This window comes from Rhizobium beringeri (genome assembly GCF_004306515.1).
Taxonomy (GTDB): domain Bacteria; phylum Pseudomonadota; class Alphaproteobacteria; order Rhizobiales; family Rhizobiaceae; genus Rhizobium; species Rhizobium beringeri.
Genome location: NZ_SILG01000001.1, coordinates 4,166,355 through 4,185,786, shown reverse-complemented (window position 1 = coordinate 4,185,786; position 19,432 = coordinate 4,166,355). Strand labels below are relative to the sequence as shown.

Here is a 19,432-nt window from a genome sequence, read left to right as displayed (position 1 = left end):
AATGATGCCGATCCATTGGGAAAGACCGTGATTTGAGAACGATATACCGCCTTCTGCGCGCCCATGTCCTGCAGCGGCTGATCCCGCGGTCGCGTCTTGCCTTCAACCCACGCAGGCCGGTGGAAGTCGTCGGTTATCTCTCGATGGCGGTCGGTGTCGGCGAGTCGGCAAGGCTCTGCGCCGACGCATTGTCGGAGGCGGGGCGGGCGATTTCGCTGTCCGACGTCAGCACACATCCTGACGAGAATTCCTTCGCCGGATGGACGCCGTCGCATCTCTCCACCGAACCCGCGGGAAGCCGGATCTGGCATCTCAATCCGCCGATGCTGCCGCGCGCCATCCTGAAGAAGGGCGTTGCGAATTTCACCCGCGCTTTCAACATCGGCTATTTCGCCTGGGAGCTCGAAGTCGTTCCGGCGGAGTGGCGCAATGCGATGCATTACATGAATGCCGTCTTCGTGCCGTCGGAATTTACCAGGCGGGCGATTGCGCCTCTCACCACGGCGCCCGTCGTCGTCGTTCCGCATCCCGTCACCGAGAAGCCGGCGACCGAAGGCATGCGCCAGAAATTCGGCATCGACGAAGACGCCTTTCTCGTCAGCTTCATCTTCAGCGCCGGATCTTCGATCAACCGAAAGAATCCGCAGGCCGTCATCGAGGCCTTCCGGAAATTTGCTGCTGAATGCCCCAGCGCCTTCCTGTTGATGAAGGCCAGCGGCGATATCGGCAAGGACGAGGGCCTACGCGAACTGGTCGCTTCGGTTAAGGGCAACAGCCGGATCAGGATCGTCACCGACAGGCTGTCGAACGCCGATATCAACGGCCTCATCCGCTGTTCCGACGCTTATCTTTCGCTGCATCGTTCCGAAGGTTTCGGGCTGACGGTTGCCGAGGCGATCATGCAACGTACGCCCGTCATTTCTACGGCCTGGTCGGGAACAGCGGATTTCTGCGATCCCGACAATAGCTGGCTGGTTGCCTCTCCCCTCATTCCGGTGGTCGATACCCATCCGGAATTTGCCGGGCTCGAGGGCGTGGTCTGGGCCGACCCCTCACCCGAGGAGGCGGCCGGGTACTTGAGGGAAATTTTCCGCGCACCAGAGCGTGCGCGCGAGAAAGCCGAGAAGGCGCGGGAGTTCCTGCTGCGCTACCTCGCGGAGAACAGCTACGAAAAGGCGCTCCAGACGCTGGCGGCGATGCAGGCCAGCTAAGCTGAGGTCGTCACTCCGCTTTATTTTAACATTTTCGCATTAGAGATGGCGGGTATGCGGCTTTAGAGCATGTCGCGCAAAAGTGTGCAGCGGTTTTGCGGTAACGACATGCGTAAAAACAAAAACCTAAAGTGCGAGGAGCGATCTGAAGATCGCGACGCGCTTTAGGCCGATCCTGACGGATGGACAGATGTCGAAGGGTATTATCGCGAACTCAGTGATGAACGCGGCGGCAGGCATGCTGCTGCTTCTGACGGGCTTCGTTTCCTCGATCATAACCGCGCGGATGCTCGGGCCGGAAGCCAACGGCATCGTCGCCTTTTCGCTCTGGCTGGTGGTGACCGGCGCCTCGATCGCCGAGCTCGGCTCCAGCATCACGCTGCTGAAGACGTTGCCGCAACTTTCGGCGGAGGGCTTCGATGCGCGCCGCCGGCGGGGTTTTGCCGCCATCCTCGTCAGCTTCATGATGTTCTCGACCGTCGTGCTGCTGGCGCTCTATGCGCTGTTCTTCCTGACGTCCGAAAAGATGCACTGGGCCGACACCGCGCCATCCGTCGCTCTGGTCACGGGCGTGCTGTTCTTCATCCAGGCGATCGGATCCTTCGTCAAATTCTATCTGATCGGCGAAAAGAAGCTGGGCGCCTTCTTTAAGCTGACGGTCGCCGTCTCGATCGTGCAGCTTGCCGGCGTTGCCGTCGGCGCCGTTTTCTACGGCGTTGAGGGTGTTCTCGTCGGTTATGCGCTCGGCCAACTCGTGCTGTTTTTCGCCACGCTGCCGATCCTTCTGGCGCGGCGCGACTGGTGCGGGGTCTCGCTGAAGTATCTCGCCTCCTCCTCCGTCATCCTGTCGATCCAGTTCATCATCGATTCCATCTTCCTCAACCGGCTCGAGCTGCTCTTTCTGCAGCAGTTCTGGTCGGTGGAGATGGTCGGCTATTATGCCGTCGGCTTGTCGATCGCGAACATCGCGCTGCAATTGCCGATCCAGATGACCGGCAGCCTGCTGCCCTATTATTCCGAGCGGCGCCACAGCAGCGACGATTCGACATTGCCGGTCGAGGTCTTTGCCGCCGTCACCCGCAGCATGGCCTATATCGTGCTGCCGATGAGCCTCGGGCTTGCCGCTATTTCCAGCGAACTGGTGCTCGTGGTGTTCGGCGAAGCGTTCCGCCGCAGCGGAACAGTGGTGGCGCTGCTTGCACTCGTCGCTCCCGCCTATACCTTCATGCAGATCCTCAGCCTCTACCTGCTGTCGATGGACAGGGCCCGCTCCCGCCTGAACATCAGTGTGATAGGTGGCCTACTGATGGTAGCGGGTTGTTTACTGATCGTACCTAGGCTTGCGGCCGAGGGTGCCGCACTCGTGCGCATCCTCGTATTCGTTGCGATGTCGGTGATGATGATCAGACAGACAGGATTCGGATCCCAGCTTTCGGGTCTCTACGCAAGCCTGACGAAGGTGACGCTCGCCTCCGTCCTCTGTGCTTGCGGAGCGACTTCCGTGCTGGAATTCGTCCAGGGTCCGGCCGGATTGGTCGGCGCGATCATCGCCGGCGCATTCGCCTATTTTGCAGCACTCCGGGTGTTGCGCGCGGTGCCGGGCGAGGATGTCGAAGTCATGCGCTCCATTCTCGACAAGATGCCGTCCCTGCTGCGGCGACCGGTTGGCCATGCGATCAATTTCATCGCGCCTCGGCTTCCCGGCGATCCCGATCGCGCCAAGGTCGCGCCCGGCGAATTCTCGCTGGAACCGGCCGAGGGTGCGGGGCGCAACGCTGCCCTGCCTGTCGTCTTCGACGGCACGATCGGGCTGTTCATGCCTGAGAATCCTCTCTCGAAGAAACGTTCGGCCGCCGTGCTCTTCGTCAGCCCCTGGGGTTTCGAGGAGATGTGCAGCCGCAAATTCTTCCGCGTCGCGGCCGAGCATTTCTCGGATATCGGCGTGCCGAGCCTGCGCTTCGACTATCGCGGCACCGGCGACGCGCTCGACTTCGGGGCGCTGCCGGCAAGGCTGGAAACCTGGGAAAACTCGATCCGTGCGGCCGCCGACAAGCTGAAGTCGCTGAGCGGCTGCGACCGTATCATCCTCATCGCACAGGGCCTCGGCGCGACGCTTGCCCATCGCGTCGGTTCCTCGATCGAAGGCGTCGACAGCCTCGTCATGCTGGCGCCGGTGCTGAGCGGCAGGGCCTATCTGCGCGAACTCAACATGTGGTCCAAGATCATCGATGCCGATCTCGGCCTCGGCAAGGAGCATGTCCAGACCGCGAAGGTGCAGATCGCCGGGCTCGTCATGCCCGAGGAAATCGCTGCCGAGCTCGGAAAGCTCAACATCGCCTCGCCGCAGGGGCTTGCGGCCTCCCGCTATCTGATCCTCGAGCGTCCTGCCAAGGCCGAGGATACCGGCTTTGCCGATGCGCTGAAGGCGCTTGGCGCCGATGTCGAGCAGACAGCCTTCGAAGGTTATGACGAGCTCGCCACCAATCCGCTGTTTGCCAAGACGCCGATGGCTGTCGTCGCGCTGCTGACGACGTGGCTGGAGGCAACGACGACAGAGACATCCGCCGCCCATTCGCCGGCGGCGATCGACAACCCGCTGCTTGCCGGCGATGATTTTGCGGAAACGCCGGTCCGATTCGGAAGCCATAATCATCTGGTCGGTGTCGTCAGCCGGCCGCTCGGCGAGATCAAGGGCAATGCGGTGCTCTTCCTGTCGACGGCCTATGACCGGCATGCCGGCTGGGGGCGGACGACGGTTGATATGGCGCGCGAGCTCGCCCGCCAAGGCGTCGTTTCGCTGCGTTTCGATTCCGCCAATGTCGGCGACAGCCCGCCGCGGCCGGATGCGCCGGAACAGGTGCTTTATTCGGATACGCAGACCGGAGATGCGGTCGCTGCGCTCGATCTGCTCGAAGGCGTCGTCGCCGGCCCCGTCATGGTCGCCGGCCGATGCAGCGGCGGCTATGTCGCCTTCCGCGCCGGCGTCGCCGACGAGCGCTTGAAGGCTGTCGTGTCGATCAATCCCTTCGTCTATTACTGGGATCCTGACATGCCGGTGCGCAGAGAGCATGTCGTCTCCGTCCCCCGCAGCCTGGATGATTACAGCCAGCGCCTGGCGCGACTCGACACGCTGAAGCGGCTGCTGCGCGGCCAGGTGGACGTCGTTGCAGCGCTGCAGAATATCGTTATCGCCGCCGGCCGCCGGCTGTCGCCGTGGATCGCGCCGGTGCTCGAGCTGCTTCCCGACCGGCGCCATATCGCCCGCGAGGTCCGGCACTCCTTCGCGCTGTTCGGCAAGCGCAAGGTGCCGCTGACGCTGATCTACAGCGAGGGCGATGTCGGGCTCGACCACGTCTATTTCCACTTCGGGCCGCGCGGCGCCAGACTTTCCCGCTATCCGAACGTGCGCCTGCTGATGCTGCCGGATGCCGACCACAATCTGACGCCGCCGCAATCGCGCAAATTCGTGCTCGACGAGATCATCCGTCTCGCCAGAGCATGACCGGGATTTCAGCTAAAACATGTCGCGCAAAAGTGTGCAGCGGTTTTGCGCCTAAGACATGCGGAAAACAAAGACCTAAAGTCCGCAAGCAAATCTGAAAGAGCGCGACGCGCTTTAGGCGGGATCAGATGCTTTCCGCGGCGACGACATCAAGCGATCTGTAGAGATCGATATAGCGTCCGGCGACGATATCCCAGGAATAGCCGCGGGCGGCGTCGAGAAGCTCCGCTCGAACGGTGTCCGGTTGGCGCGAAAGGTGTTCATAGGCCGTTTCGAGCGCCGTGGCGGCACTCTCAGGACTGGTGAAATCGGCAAGCATGAGAACGGGATGCCGGGCGGCAAGCGTCGCAAAGGCATCGTTGGCGTTCAGCACCGGCAGGAGACCGGCGCTCATCGCCTCCAGCGCCACCAGGCCGAAACCTTCATATTCCGAGGCGGAGGCGAAAATCGAGGCTTCTGTGATGATGCGCCGGATGGTGTCGTTGTCGGGCGACACATACAGGGTGACGCGGCCGGAAAGATGGCGGCTTTCGATTGCGCCTTCGACATCCGCCCGGTCCAGGTCGGATTCGGCGCCGACGATGTCGAGATGCCATTCCGGGTCGCGGGTCTTCAGCGCGGCCATTGCATCGAGCAGATGGTCGATGCGCTTGTTCACCGAGAACCGGCCGATCGTGACGATGCGGCGCTTTGCCCGGCGTGAAGCGGTGTCGGCAAACTTGCCGATATCGGCGCCGTTTTCGATCAGGAGGCTGTCGGGCACGATCTCGGAAAACTGCTTGAGGTCGGAGGCGCTGCAGCAGACGACGCGGCGGTAAGCCATCGCCGAAGCACGAGTCAGCGTCCGGAACCAGATCTTCTTGATCGTCGCGTATTTCCGCGTGTGGAAGAAGCCGCCATGGGTGGTGACGATCATCGGCTTGCCGTGCAGCCGCCGTCCCCAGGCGAGCGCGTCGAAGAAGAAGTCGATGGCATGGACATGGACGAGATCGGCATCGGCGAGATGGCGAAAAACCTGCGGTGCCAGCGGATAGCGGCTGGTGCCGAACCAGGGAATGCGCACCACCTCAATGCCGTCGATATCTTCGCGAAGCGGCAGCTTGTCTTCAGGCGCGGTGAAGAGCGAATCCAGCGTGACGACGCGCACACGGTAACCGCGGCGCACGGTCTGGCGGGCGAGATTGGCGACCACGTCTTCCAGGCCGCCGCGATTGGGCAGGAACTGGCGCACGACATGGACGATCAGCGGAGCCGTTTCCAACTGCGGCTTCGCGCGCGTCCTATCCGCTTCGACGATCGACATTTTCCACCTATCGCTGCACGTGCCGGCCCGCGCTGATGCGAGCTCGTGATAACAACGACCAGATATGCCCGGCGTTAAGGCGCGGTTTAGGCGACCGCTTGCGAGGGCCAATCTTCGCGAAAAAGGTTAACCGTGTCTGACGGGAATTCAGAGCGTTTCCGTTTTTCTCGAATCACGGAAACGCTCTATCTCTTTTGTTTTCACGCAATTCCGGACGCAAAACCGCAGCGCACTTTTGCTGGAATTGCTCTAGAATGCCTTGAAGGTCAGCGTCGTCAGCGAGCGGACGATGCCGGGAATATTGGCGATGTTGTCGTTGATGAATTTGCCGATATCCTGGCCTTCCTCGATATAGACCTTCAGCAGCAGATCGTAGTCGCCGCTGGTCGAATAGAGCTCCGAGACCAGTTCGGTCTGGTAGATGGCGTCGGCGACATCATAGGTCTTGCCGGGTGCGCATTGGAGCTGGACGAAGATCGGCTTCATGGAGATTTCCTGCAAAGTTGTTTGGTAGGCATAATGGTCGAAAGCGCCATGCCGATGCAAGCCGTTCGTCACACAGCCGGGTTGGCGGTGGCTTCTGCGACGATCCAGTCACGAAAGGCGGCAAGCGGCGCATAATCGGCGCGCTCGGGCGGAAAGGCGAGATAATAGCGCTCGCGACTTTCCATTTCACGGTCGACAGCGGCGACGAGATCGCCGCGCCTGATCTCCTCCTGCATCAGGAATGTCGGCAGCAGGGCGACGCCGAGGCCGGCGATTGCCGCCTGCGCAGCGGTGGCGAACTGGTCGAAGAGCATGCCGTGCACACTTTCGAAGGAAACGCCGTTGCCGGCGAACCATTGCTCCCAGGCGTCAGGACGAGTCGTCAGGTGCAGAAGCGGAACAGCGAGCAGATCTTCCGGCGCTTTGATCGCGTATCGCTTCAGAAAATCCGGACTGCAGGCCGGCACCGTGCGCTCCGACATCAGAAGCGCGAGTTCGGCGCCCGGCCAGTGCGGGTGGCCGAAATGGATGGCGGCGTCGATCGAATCGAGGCGGAAATCGAAGGGCGAAAGCCGGGTCACCAGATTGATGGTCACGCCGGCATTGGCGGCGAGAAAGCGCCCCAGGCGCGGCGCCAGCCAGCGTGTGCCGAAGGTCGGCAGGATGGCGAGATTGAGCGTGCCGCCATGCGGATTGGCGCGCAAGTTCAGCGAGGCGCTCGATATCCGCCGCAGGGCCTCGCGAATCTCGCGGGCATATCCGTCGCCGGCAAGCGTCAGCCGCATGGTCTGGCGTTCGCGCAGGAAGAGCTCGACGCCAAGCTGCTCCTCCAGCGCGCTTACCTGGCGGCTGACGGCGCTCTGCGTCAGATCGAGTTCGCGCGCCGCTGCCGTCACGCTGCCGGTGCGGGCAACCGCCTCGAAGGCGGCGAGATGCGAAATCGATGGCAGAAAACGTCTAGACGTCAGCATGGTTATTCCGTTTCAGAATGGGCTATTTCCGAAATAGCGATATTTGCGGCTTTGTCGCGCGTGTAAAGAGGTTCATCCTGCAAAAACGGAATGAGCCGGAGTTTCCCAATGCCGCAAGCCTTCGTTTCCCCAGACCGCATCCGATCGTTGTTCACCGAGGCGATGTCGCAGATGTACCGGGCGGAGGTGCCGCAATACGGCACGCTGATCGAACTGGTGGCGGATGTGAATGCCGGCTGCCTTGAAAAGAATCCTGACCTGCGCGATCGCCTAGCCCAAGCCGGCGAGCTGGAGCGCATCGATGTCGAGCGCCACGGCGCCATCCGGCTCGGTACGGCCGACGAGCTCTTCACTATCCGCCGGCTGTTTGCGGTCATGGGCATGCAGCCGGTCGGCTATTACGATCTTTCGGTCGCCGGTGTGCCGGTTCATTCCACCAGCTTCCGGCCAATCGACGAGGCAGCGCTCAACGTCAATCCATTCCGCGTCTTCACCTCGCTGCTGCGATTGGAGCTGATCGAGGACGAGGGGTTGCGCGGCGAAGCCGAAGCCATTCTGGCGAAACGGCGGATCTATACGCCGCGCGCCGTCGCGCTGATCGAGCGCCACGAGCAGAACGGCGGACTGACCGAGGCGGAAGCGACGGAATTCGTCGCCGAGGCGCTGGAAACCTTCCGCTGGCATGGCGAAGCGACAGTCAGCGCCGAAACCTATAAGCGGCTGCACGATGCGCATCGGCTGATCGCCGACGTCGTCAGCTTCAAGGGGCCGCATATCAACCATCTGACGCCGCGCACGCTCGATATCGACGCAGTCCAGGCCCGCATGCCGGAACGCGGCATCACGCCGAAGGCTGTCATCGAAGGGCCGCCGCGCCGTCATTGCGATATCCTGCTGCGACAGACGAGTTTCAAGGCGCTGGAGGAAACGATCGCCTTTTCCGATGATGACGGTGCGATTCAAGGGACGCATACCGCCCGCTTCGGGGAGATCGAACAGCGCGGCGTGGCGTTGACGGCGAAGGGCCGGGCGCTCTACGACCAGCTGCTCGCCTCGGTTCGCGGCGAGGTGCAGGTGGGCGCCGGCGGCGCCAAGGCCGGCGCCTACGACGACGAACTCGCCGCACGTTTCAAGGCACTGCCGGACAGCTGGGATGAGTTGCGCAACGAGGGGCTGGCCTTCTTCCGCTATGCCGCGACGCCTGCGGGCATTGCCGCCGCAGCCGGCAGCACGCTGCCCAGCGATCCGGAGTCGCTGATCGCCAAGGGTTACCTTGCCTTCACGCCGATCGTCTACGAAGACTTCCTGCCCGTCAGCGCGGCCGGCATCTTCCAGTCGAACCTCGGCACCGACCAGCAGCAGAACTATGCGACCCGCTCGAACCGTGACGCCTTCGAGGCAGCACTGGGTGCTACCGTTCAGGACGAGCTGGCACTTTACGCCGAACGCCAGGCTGCGTCGCTGGATTCGGCACTGGCCGCGCTCGGCCTTGCGGGCCTGCCGCTGAAGACCGTTGCGTGAAATGGCAGGTTCAACACTTTCTTTTATGCATTAGAGTATCCGCGATTTCGCTCTGATCGGACTGAGCCATGCTGAATGATCCGCGCTCCCACGGCCTCTGGGAAAAGACAGCGCCCGAAGCGCCGACGACCTCGCCTCTCGACGGTGCGATTTCGGCCGACGTCGTCATCGTCGGCGGCGGTTACACCGGCCTCTCTTCCGCCCTGCACCTTGCCGAAGCCGGGTCGAAGGTGGTGCTGCTGGAGGCCAAGGAGATTGGCTTCGGCGGTGCCGGGCGCAATGTCGGGCTGATCAATGCCGGCATGTGGGTGATGCCGAACGATCTGCCTGGCGTGCTCGGCCCGGTGCATGGCGAACGTCTGCTCGATCTGCTCGGCAATGCGCCGAAGCTGGTCATGGAGCTGATCGACAAACATCAGATTGCCTGCGAACTCGAACGGAACGGCACGCTGCATTGCGCGGTCGGCGCGGACGGGCTGAAGGAGATCGAGGATCGCGCGGCGCAATGGTCCGCCCGCGGCGCAGCCGTGACGCTGCTCGATGCGGCGGAAACGGCAAAACGCATCGGCAGCGATGCCTATACCGGTTCGCTGCTCGACAAACGCGCCGGCACGCTGCAGCCGCTTGGCTATGCGCGCGGCCTTGCCCATGCCGCCGTCAAGGCCGGTGTCGCCATTCATACGGCCAGCCCGGTCATCGCAACGGAGCGTAACGGCAGCCGCTGGACCGTGAAGACGGCAAGCGGCGAAGTCAGCGCCGAATGGATCGTCGTTGCGACGGATGCCTACAGCACCGGCCCGTGGGAACAGGTGCGCAGCGAACAGGTGCATCTGCCCTATTTCAATTTTGCCACCGTGCCGCTCGGCCACAATCTGCGTCAGTCGATCCTGCCAGGGCGGGAAGGCGCATGGGATACCAAGGAAATTCTCTCCTCCTTCCGCATGGATCAGGCCGGCCGTCTCGTTTTCGGCAGCGTCGGGGCGCTGCGCAATACCGGGCTTGCCGTACACAAGGGCTGGGCCAAACGTGCATTGAAGCGGCTTTTCCCTGTTATCGGCGATGTCGAATTCGAGTGCGAATGGTATGGCCAGATCGGCATGACCGACAATGCGCTGCCGCGCTTCCACAAATTCGCCCCGAATGTCGTCGGCTTTTCGGGTTACAATGGCCGCGGCATTGCGCCCGGCACGGTCTTCGGCCGCACGCTGGCGGAGCATATCCTCGGCCGGATTGGCGAAGCCGATCTGCCGCTGCCGCTAACGGCACCCAGCGAGCCGAGCTTCCGTGCGCTCAAGGAAATATGGTACGAAGCCGGCGCTCAGGTCGCCCATTTCGCCGATGCACGCTTCTAAGCACAATAAGATTGGAAACACGACAATGACCATCGCCGTCCTCGATCTCGCCACCGAAACCGCCAAGCTGCTTGCCGACCTCGGCGTCGATGCCAGCCGCTATCACGGCGGCACGCTTTCCGTCACCTCGCCGGTCACCGGCAAGGAAATCGGCAAACTCAGGGAACATTCCGTTTCCGAGACGAAGGCGGCGATCGAAGCGGCGCACCAGGCCTTCCTCGAATGGCGTGCCGTGCCGGCGCCGAAGCGCGGCGAACTGGTCCGCCTGCTCGGCGAGGAGCTGCGCGCCGGAAAGACGGCGCTCGGCCGTCTCGTCTCGATCGAGGTCGGCAAGATCACCTCCGAAGGCCTCGGCGAAGTGCAGGAGATGATCGACATCTGCGATTTCGCGGTCGGCCTTTCCCGACAGCTCTACGGTCTGACGATTGCCACCGAGCGCTCCGAGCACCGGATGATGGAAAGCTGGCACCCGCTCGGCGTGATCGGCATCATCTCCGCCTTCAACTTCCCTGTTGCCGTTTGGTCGTGGAATGCGGCGCTTGCGATGGTCTGTGGAAATTCCACCGTCTGGAAGCCCTCGGAAAAGACGCCGTTGACGGCGCTTGCGGTGCAGGCGCTGTTCGAAAAGGCGCTGAAGCGTTTCGTCGCCGAGGGCGGTAGCGCACCGGCCAATCTGTCGACGCTGATCATCGGCGGCCGCGAGGTTGGCGAAGTGCTGGTCGATCATCCGAAGATCCCGCTGGTTTCTGCCACAGGCTCGACGGCCATGGGCCGCGCCGTCGGTCCGCGCCTGTCGCAGCGTTTTGCCCGCGCCATTCTCGAACTCGGCGGCAACAATGCAGCGATCGTCTGCCCGACGGCCGATCTCGACCTGACACTGCGCGGCGTCGCCTTCTCCGCCATGGGCACGGCCGGCCAGCGCTGCACGACGCTGCGCCGTCTCTTCGTCCATGAGAGCGTCTACGACCAGCTGGTGCCGCGCCTGCAGAAGGCCTACGGCTCGGTCACCATCGGCAATCCGCTCGAGACCGGCACGCTTGTGGGACCGCTGATCGACGGCCAGGCTTTCGAGAAGATGCAAGCAGCGCTTGGCGAGGCGAAGTCAGCCGGCGGCACGGTGACCGGCGGTGACCGCGTCGACAATGGTTCGGCTGACGCCTTCTACGTTCGCCCGGCGCTTGTCGAAATGCCTGATCAGACCGGACCGGTCGAGCACGAGACCTTCGCGCCAATCCTCTATGTGATGAAATATAGCGATTTCGATGACGTGCTGGCGCTGCACAATGCCGTGCCGCAGGGACTGTCGTCGTCGATCTTCACAAACGACATGCGCGAGGCCGAAACCTTCGTCTCCGCCCGCGGTTCGGATTGCGGCATCGCCAACGTCAACCTTGGACCATCCGGTGCCGAGATCGGCGGCGCCTTCGGTGGCGAGAAGGAAACCGGCGGCGGCCGCGAATCCGGCTCGGATTCCTGGAAGGCCTATATGCGCCGCTCCACCAACACGATCAATTACGGCAGGACGCTGCCGCTTGCGCAGGGCGTCAAGTTCGACGTCGAATAAGTCGGCGGCAAAAGGCTGCAAAAGAGAGGCGGCGCTCGGGAGGCGTCGCCTTTTTTGCCAAATCGAGATTTATTCCCCTGTAATATGAAATATTTAGTCAAGATATTGTGATGGCTTTTCTGGCCAAGCCAAACTTGAAATCGGCAGTCAGGAAAAATATACGCCTCTCATCGCCCTTGGAGAGCTCGGGTGACATCGCCACGGAGGCCATCATGAACATTGCTCTTAACCGTTTTTCCCTCGCGCTTGCCGCTTCGCTTCTCTCCGCTACCGCGCTCGCAGGCAGCGCCAGTGCGCAGGACGAAGGTCTCGTCGTTTACAATGCCCAGCACGAAAGCCTGGGTCGTGAATGGATCGATGCCTTCACCAAGGAGACCGGCATCAAGGTCACCATGCGCCAGGGCAGCGACATGCAATTCGCCAATCAGATCATCCAGGAAGGCGATGCCTCTCCGGCGGATGTCTTCCTGACCGAGAATTCGCCGGCAATGACGCTGGTCGATGGCGCGGGCCTCTTTGCCCCCATCGAAAAGGAAACGCTGGATCAGGTTCCGGATCAGTATCGCCCGGCTGACGGCATGTGGACCGGCATTGCCGCCCGTACCACCGTTTTTGCCTATGACAAGACCAAGCTCACCGAAGACAAGCTGCCGAAGTCGATGCTCGACCTCGCAGATCCCGCTTGGAAGGGCCGCTGGGGTGCAGCACCTGCCGGTGCCGACTTCCAGGCCATCGTCGCTGCCCTGCTGCAGCTCAAGGGCGAGCAGTCGACAGCCGACTGGCTGAAGGCTCTCAAGGAAAACGCCACGCCCTACAAGGGCAACAGCGTCGCCATGAAGGCCGTCAACGCCGGCGAAGTCGAAGGCGCGATCATCTATCACTATTATTGGTTCGGCGATCAGGCCAAAACAGGCGAGAACAGCAAGAATGTTGGCCTGCACTACTTCAAGAACCAGGATCCGGGCGCCTTTGTCAGCGTTTCGGGCGGCGGCATCCTGAAGTCCACGCAGCACATGAAGGAAGCGCAGACTTTCCTGAAGTTCCTCACCAGCAGGGCTGGCCAGGCAGTCCTCAAGGACGGGGATTCCTATGAATATGCCATCGGCAAGGATGCGCCTTCCAACGACAAGCTCACTCCGCTTGCCGATCTCAATGCTCCGAAGGTCGAAGCTTCGACCCTCGACAGCAAGAAGGTCGTCGAGCTGATGACGGCTGCCGGCTTGATCTAACCTTTCTGCCGCAGGCGTCTTCCGGCCAAAACTATTGCATTTGGCTCAAGAAAACCTTAGGGCATGACGATATCCGGCAACCGCCCTTCAAAGGCGGTTGCCTTCCTTTTTCAGCGTGTAAAGGCATCGGCCTTGCTGCAGGACAACAGATTGCTCGCATCCGGCAACCAGGCGCCGGTCGCGCCGAGGGCCACGCGAATAGTTTTGCCGCGCGGACGCATGCCGCACGCTTCGGTGATCCTCCTCGCCACCGTCGTCGCGATCTTCAGTCTCGTGCCGCTCGGTTTCATCGGCTGGGTGACCTACGATGTCGGCTGGGAAACGGTGAAGAGCCTGGTCTTCCGGCCGCGCGTCGGCGAACTTCTCGTCAATACGGTTCTCCTGGAATCGATTACCATTCCACTGTCGATCGCGCTTGCCGTGACGCTCGCCTGGCTGACCGAACGGACGGACATTCCTTTCGCGCGGCTCTGGGCCTGGCTGGCAATCGCTCCGCTCGCCGTGCCTGCCTTCGTGCACAGCTATGCCTGGGTCAGCCTCGTTCCCGGCATGCGCGGCCTGCAGAGCGGCGTCTTCGTCTCGGTCATCGCCTACTATCCGTTCCTCTACCTGCCGGTCGCCGCAGCGCTGCGCCGTCTCGATCCGGCCATCGAGGATGCCGCGGCCTCGTTGGGCCTTAATCCCTGGCGCGTCTTCTTCCGCGCCGTGCTGCCGCAGCTCAGGCTCGCCATCTGCGGCGGTTCGCTGCTGATCGCCCTGCATCTGCTTTCGGAGTACGGCCTGTTCGTCATGATCCGGTTCGACACTTTCGCGACTGCGATCGTCGACCAGTTCCAGTCCTCCTACAACAGCCCGGCCTCTAACATGCTCGGCGGCGTGCTTGTGGCCTGCTGTCTTTTTCTACTCGGCTTCGAGGTGCTGGTGCGCGGCAACGAACGTTATGCCCGCGTCGGCTCCGGCTCGCCACGCCCCACGGACCGCCGCCGGCTGGGCTGGTTCGTGGTGCCCGCCGTTTTGCTTCCTGTCATTCTGGCGGTCCTGACGCTCGGCGTGCCGCTGGTGACGCTTGGCCGCTGGCTCTATCTTGGCGGCACCAATATCTGGCGCATCGAGGTCGGCAACGCCTTCCTGCAGACGATCGTGCTAGCTATTGTCGGCGGCGTGCTGGCGACGATTGCCGCAGCACCGATGGCCTGGCTTTCCGTGCGGGCGCCCGGCCGCCTCCAGCGCGTGCTCGAAGCCTGCCATTATTATGTCGGCTCGCTGCCGGGCGTCGTCGTGGCGCTGGCGCTGGTGACGATCACCGTGCGTCTCGTGCTGCCGCTCTATCAGACCTTCGCAACGCTGCTCGTCGCCTATGTGATGCTTTTCCTGCCACGCGCCATGGTCGGACTGCGCGCCAGCATTGCCCAGGCCCCGGTGGAGCTGGAGCGCGCCGCGATGGGCCTCGGCCGCACGCCGGGCCAGGCGGTGCGGCAGATCACCATGCGGCTTGCAGCACCGGGAGCGGCCGCCAGCGTCGCGCTGGCCGCACTCGGCATCACCAATGAACTCACGGCAACACTGATGCTGTCGCCCAACGGCGTCGACACGCTGGCGACGAAATTCTGGTCGCTGACCAGCGAGATCGACTATGTCTCGGCCGCCCCTTACGCCTTCATGATGGTCGTGCTGTCGCTGCCGCTCACCCTGATGCTCTATACCCAATCGAAACGGACCGCCGGCCAATGACGCTGCTCACGATCGAAAACATCAGCAAGCGCTATGGCCCCGTTCAGGCGCTGAAGGATATTTCGCTCGAGGTCTCGGCCGGCAGCCGCACGGCCGTCGTCGGCCCGTCCGGTTCGGGCAAGACGACGCTGCTGCGCATCATTGCCGGCTTCGAGCAACCCGATGTCGGTAGAGTGACGCTGGATGGCGACCTGCTGGCGGATGGTCCGGCGACAGTACCGGCACACAAGCGCGGCATCGGCATCGTCTCGCAGGACGGCGCGCTGTTTCCGCACTTAAGCGTTGCCGAGAATATCGGCTTCGGTTTCGAACGAGGCGCAGCCGATCGCGAGAAGCGCATCGTCGAGTTGCTCGATATGGTCGAGCTTGACCGCGGCATGCTGGCGCGGCGCCCGCATCAGCTCTCCGGCGGGCAGCAGCAGCGTGTGGCGCTGGCCCGCGCGCTCGGTCGCAAGCCACGGCTGATGCTGCTCGACGAACCTTTCTCGGCACTCGATACCGGCCTGCGGGAAAACATGCGCAAGGCGGTTGCGCGCGTACTGCAGGCGGCCGGCATCACCACCATTCTCGTCACCCATGACCAGGAAGAGGCGTTGACCTTTGCCGATCAGGTCGCGGTGCTCAGGGAAGGACGGCTGATCCAGGCCGGGTCGCCGCAATCATTGTATCTGCATCCGCGCGATCGCGAGACGGCACTGTTCCTCGGCGATGCGGTGCTGCTTCCCGCCATCATCCGAAACGGCCTCGCAGACTGCGCCCTCGGCCGTGTCGCCGTCGAGGGCAGTCGTCAGGGCAAGGCGGAAATCATGCTGCGGCCCGAGCAGATTCGCGTCGTCGCCGATGAAAGCGATCGCGACTATGGCGGGCGTGTCGTCGAGGTGGAATTCGGCGGCGCGGTCTGCACCGTTGCGGTTTCGCTCGACGGCGTTGCCTTGCCGCCGATCCTGATCAAGACCTCGAGCGTCGCGCTTCCAGCGCGGGGAGACCTCGTTCGCCTTGATATCGCCGGCAAGGCGCATGTCTTCGAGAACTAAACTAAGAGCCCGCACCTCCTATTGGACGTGCGGGCTCTATCTTTTTTAGTTTTCGTGTCATTCTTTCCGGAAATCCACTTCGATTTCCGGGCTTATGCGCTAGCCGAACTTGCGCACCACTTCTTCCGGCTCGATGCCTTCGAGCCAGCCACCGGTAAAGCCGGCGCGCTCGAGCCCGAGGCGGATGACCGGCGATTGCCGCATCAGTTTCCAGATGAAATCCGAACGGTCGTTCTCGATTGTCATGACGACAAGGCCCTGGTCGATGCCGACGGTGCGGTCGTCGACCCAGCCTTCCGGCCGCTTGGTCTTGACCGTCGGATTGAAGCCGCCGGGGAAGCCGCCTTCCAAGAGCAGGTTCGGATAGGTGGTCAGAAGCGCCTTGGTGCCGTCGAGAGCCGCCTGCCGGTCGTAGGGCAGGCAGGCAAGTGCTGCCCAGGGTGCGATCGTGCCGTCATCCGGGCCGAGCGGTGCGCCGCGGGCGGCATAACCCAGAACCTTCGGCTGGCGGCCGCCGCGCATGCGCCGTGTCGGCGGCGGGCCGTCACAGGCGGAGAAACCCCAGATATTCCTGTTGTAGCCGACGAATTGACCGGGATTGCGTTCGGCATAGTCACGCTGGACGTTGATCATCACCTGCGTGTTGCGGAAATAGTCCCAGTTCCGCTCCGCCATCGGCTTGTCCTGAATGGTGCGGAAATCGATCCAGGCATGCGAGAAGAGGTGGATGAAGAGCGGCCCGGCATAGAGATAGGACTGCTCGCCGTGCAGCATCCAGGAATAGCTTGACGTGAAGGCGTCGTAGCTCGATTGCGGAATGGGGTGCGTCGGCGACGCGAGCGCCAGCGTATAGAGAATGATCGCCTCGTCGAAGCCGTGATAGCGCCAACGCAGGAAGCCGGATGAGGGCTTCCAACCCATGGAAATGGTGTCGCCCTTGTTCAGCGCCCAGCGCCAGTCAACGCGCTCGTAGATGAAGGTGGCGAGTTCACGGATTTCAGTCTCCGTCTCGTCGTCTTCGCGATTGAAATATTGCGCTGATGTCAGGATGCCGGCAACAAGCAGCGCCGTATCGATGGTCGAAAGCTCGCTGTTCCAGGCGCGATGGCCGGTATCCATATGCAGGAAGTGATAGAAGAAGCCGCGGTAGCCGGTCGCGTGGCGTTCCTCGCCCTGACGCGCCTCGGCGAAGAAACGCAGCGTATTGACCGTACGCTCGGCCGCTTCCTCACGGCTGATCCAGCAACGCTCGACACCGACGGGATAGGAGGAAAGCGCGAAGCCGACGGCCGCAATGCTCGCCGGCACACCGCCGATCGAGGTATCCGCCACCAGGCCATTTTCGGGATTGGAATATTTCAGGAAGTACTTGAACGCCGAATGCTGCAGCCTGTCGACGAGCGCTGCATCAATGTCTTCAATCCGTTGCAGCATAGGCTCCTACCCAACTGTTGCATCGCCCCATGCTTCAACATGGTGGCCGTCCCCGGGCAAATCAAACCTTTTTGATTCGTAGGGATAAGAGAACACAAATGGGTGGAATCGGTCGTTAATAATTATCGGTAAAATAATATCTAGCATAAGTCATATAAGCGGTGCAGCAAAAAAGACGGCCCACGCGCCACCGGCACGAGTTATTTTCCCGCAATACTTGTGATCAGATGCTCCAGAGAGTGGGTTTTCGCGCTCAGGCGGCTTCATCGACCCGCACCAGATGGCCTGCCGTCACTTCCCAGTATCGGCGCGGCGGCGCGACGTAGCCAACCGGGCGAACGGGGCTCTTGAGCTCGTCGGTTCCGAGGTTACGCTTGATGCCGCGACGTGAGGGGTCGGGAACCGGCACGGCTGCCATCAGCTTCTTCGTATAGGCGTGCTGCGGGTTGCTGAACAATTCGGCGCGCGGGCCGATCTCGACGATTTCGCCAAGATACATCACCGCGACCCGATGACTGACGCGCTCGACCACCGCCATGTCGTGGGAAATGAACAGGAAAGCGAGGTTGAGGCTTTGCTGCAGGTCCATCAGCAGATTGCAGACCTGTGCCTTGATCGAGACATCGAGCGCCGAAACGCTTTCATCGGCGACGATCACCTTTGGATCGAGTGCGAGCGCGCGGGCGATGCAGATGCGCTGGCGCTGACCGCCGGAAAATTCGTGCGGATACCGTTTCATCATGTCGGGTTTCAGCCCGACGCGTTCGAGAAGATCGGCCGCCTTGTCGCGGGCCTGGGCGCCGGTGCCGAGGCCATGTTCGGTGATCGGTTCGGCGACGGCGGCGCCGACGGTCATGCGCGGGTTGAGGCTGGCGAATGGATCCTGAAAGATCATCTGGATGCTGCGGCGCATCCGTCTGAGACTGACTGCGTCAAGGCTCAGCACATCATAACCGTCGAGGCTGACACTGCCGCCGTTCGGCTGGACGAGGCGGGTGATCGAGCGACCGGTGGTCGATTTGCCGCAGCCAGATTCGCCGACGAGCGATAACGTCTCGCCCTGGAAGAGATCGAAGGAGACGTCCTCGACCGCATGGATCGCGCCCGTCTTGCGGCCGAGCAGCCCGCCGCGGATATCGAAACGGGTAACGAGATTCTTGACTTCGAGGATCGGCGTCCGGCGGCGGTCGACGGTATCGGCCACCTCGACCGGCTCGCGCCGTTCGCCGGTCGTGGTATCGACGATGGGGAAACGCAGCGGCCATTTCCGGTCGGCCATCGAGCCGAGGCGTGGCACGGCGGAGAGCAAAGCGCGGGAATAGGGATGCCTGCCGCGATGGAAGATGTCGTCGGTCGTGCCGGTTTCCACCGCCTCGCCGCGATACATGACGATGGTGCGGTCGGCGATTTCGGCGACGACGCCCATGTCGTGGGTGATGAAGAGCACGGACATGCCCTCTTCTTCCTGCAGCATCTTGATCAGGTCGAGGATCTGGCCCTGGATCGTCACATCGAGCGCCGTCGTCGGCTCGTCGGCGATCAACAATTTCGGCCGGCTGGCGAGCGCCATGGCGATCATCACGCGCTGACGCATGCCGCCCGAGAACTGGTGCGGATATTCGTCGAAGCGCGAAGCGGCGTTGGGGATGCGGACCTTTTCCAGCAGGCGCACGGTCTCGGCCCGCGCCTCGGCCTTGCCGATATCGCCGTGGCAGGTGAGCGCTTCGGAGATCTGGCGGCCGATGGTGAAGATCGGGTTGAGGGATGTCATCGGCTCCTGGAAGATCATGGCGGCGTCGTTGCCGCGCACCCGGCGCATCTCCTTTTCCGGAAGGCTGAGAATATCCTTGCCGTTCAGGGTAATGGCGCCATCGATGCGGCTCGATCCCTTGGCGAGCAATCGCATGATCGAGAGGGAGGTGACGCTCTTGCCCGAGCCGCTTTCGCCGACGATCGCCACCGTCTCGCCAGGCATGACCTCGAAGGAGACGTCGCGCACCACCGGCTTCCAGTCGCCGTCGACGAGGAAGGAGGTCGTCAGGTTCCGGACGGAGAGAACAGGAGAGGCGGGGGTCGAAGAAACATCACTCATGT

Annotated in this window: 13 protein-coding genes; 8 read left to right on the top strand and 5 right to left on the bottom strand. The window is 62.5% G+C overall.

All coding sequences use genetic code 11. The features are described 5' to 3' along the window. The first annotated feature begins 32 nt into the window (after positions 1-32). Positions 33-1,211, top strand: coding sequence for a glycosyltransferase family 4 protein (locus tag ELH03_RS20870; RefSeq protein WP_128402118.1), 1,179 nt, complete (start codon positions 33-35; stop codon positions 1,209-1,211). 190 nt (positions 1,212-1,401) lie between these two features. Continuing rightward, the gene (locus ELH03_RS20865) at positions 1,402-4,713 is read left to right on the top strand and encodes an oligosaccharide flippase family protein (RefSeq protein ID WP_128402119.1); all 3,312 of its coding nucleotides are present in this window, start codon (positions 1,402-1,404) and stop codon (positions 4,711-4,713) included. 124 nt (positions 4,714-4,837) lie between these two features. Here ELH03_RS20865 and ELH03_RS20860 read toward each other — a convergent pair whose 3' ends face one another. From ELH03_RS20860 to ELH03_RS20850, 3 genes are all read right to left on the bottom strand, one after another. Beyond that, positions 4,838-6,016 (bottom strand): glycosyltransferase family 4 protein, encoded by a 1,179-nt coding sequence (locus ELH03_RS20860; RefSeq protein WP_128402120.1) that lies wholly within the window; start codon positions 6,014-6,016, stop codon positions 4,838-4,840. Between the two features lie 249 nt (positions 6,017-6,265). Further along, a complete protein-coding gene (locus ELH03_RS20855) occupies positions 6,266-6,502 on the bottom strand; it encodes an Lrp/AsnC ligand binding domain-containing protein (protein ID WP_003543721.1) in 237 nt (78 codons plus the stop codon). Positions 6,503-6,570: 68 nt separating this feature from the next. After that, entirely contained in the window at positions 6,571-7,473 is a 903-nt protein-coding gene (locus ELH03_RS20850) for a LysR family transcriptional regulator (protein ID WP_128402121.1), read from the bottom strand. Positions 7,474-7,563: 90 nt separating this feature from the next. On the opposite strand from ELH03_RS20850, the gene hglS reads away from it, so the two are divergent. The 6 genes from hglS to ELH03_RS20820 all read left to right on the top strand — a co-directional run bounded on the left by hglS (position 7,564) and on the right by ELH03_RS20820 (position 15,904). Further along, positions 7,564-8,994, top strand: coding sequence for a 2-oxoadipate dioxygenase/decarboxylase HglS (hglS, locus tag ELH03_RS20845; protein ID WP_128402122.1), 1,431 nt, complete (start codon positions 7,564-7,566; stop codon positions 8,992-8,994). A 68-nt stretch (positions 8,995-9,062) separates the two neighbouring features. Then, positions 9,063-10,346 carry an NAD(P)/FAD-dependent oxidoreductase gene (locus ELH03_RS20840; protein ID WP_128410282.1) on the top strand — a complete coding sequence of 428 codons (1,284 nt, stop codon included), beginning with the start codon at positions 9,063-9,065 and terminating at the stop codon, positions 10,344-10,346. Between the two features lie 25 nt (positions 10,347-10,371). Next, a complete protein-coding gene (amaB, locus tag ELH03_RS20835; RefSeq protein ID WP_128402124.1) occupies positions 10,372-11,910 on the top strand; it encodes an L-piperidine-6-carboxylate dehydrogenase in 1,539 nt (512 codons plus the stop codon). Between the two features lie 212 nt (positions 11,911-12,122). Next, positions 12,123-13,139, top strand: a complete 1,017-nt coding sequence (locus ELH03_RS20830; RefSeq protein ID WP_128402125.1) for an iron ABC transporter substrate-binding protein — start codon at positions 12,123-12,125, stop codon at positions 13,137-13,139. Between the two features lie 63 nt (positions 13,140-13,202). Further along, on the top strand, positions 13,203-14,870 hold the full coding sequence (locus ELH03_RS20825) for an ABC transporter permease (RefSeq protein WP_128402126.1): 1,668 nt from the start codon (positions 13,203-13,205) through the stop codon (positions 14,868-14,870). After that, positions 14,867-15,904, top strand: coding sequence for an ABC transporter ATP-binding protein (locus tag ELH03_RS20820; RefSeq protein ID WP_128410279.1), 1,038 nt, complete (start codon positions 14,867-14,869; stop codon positions 15,902-15,904). Before ELH03_RS20825 ends, ELH03_RS20820 begins: the two co-directional genes overlap by 4 nt. Positions 15,905-16,003: 99 nt before the next feature. Here the strand turns inward: ELH03_RS20820 and ELH03_RS20815 are convergent, their stop codons facing one another. Next, positions 16,004-17,338 (bottom strand): glucoamylase family protein, encoded by a 1,335-nt coding sequence (locus ELH03_RS20815; RefSeq protein ID WP_018072016.1) that lies wholly within the window; start codon positions 17,336-17,338, stop codon positions 16,004-16,006. A gap of 253 nt (positions 17,339-17,591) precedes the next feature. After that, a complete protein-coding gene (locus tag ELH03_RS20810) occupies positions 17,592-19,430 on the bottom strand; it encodes an ABC transporter ATP-binding protein (RefSeq protein ID WP_128410278.1) in 1,839 nt (612 codons plus the stop codon). Positions 19,431-19,432: the final 2 nt, after the last annotated feature.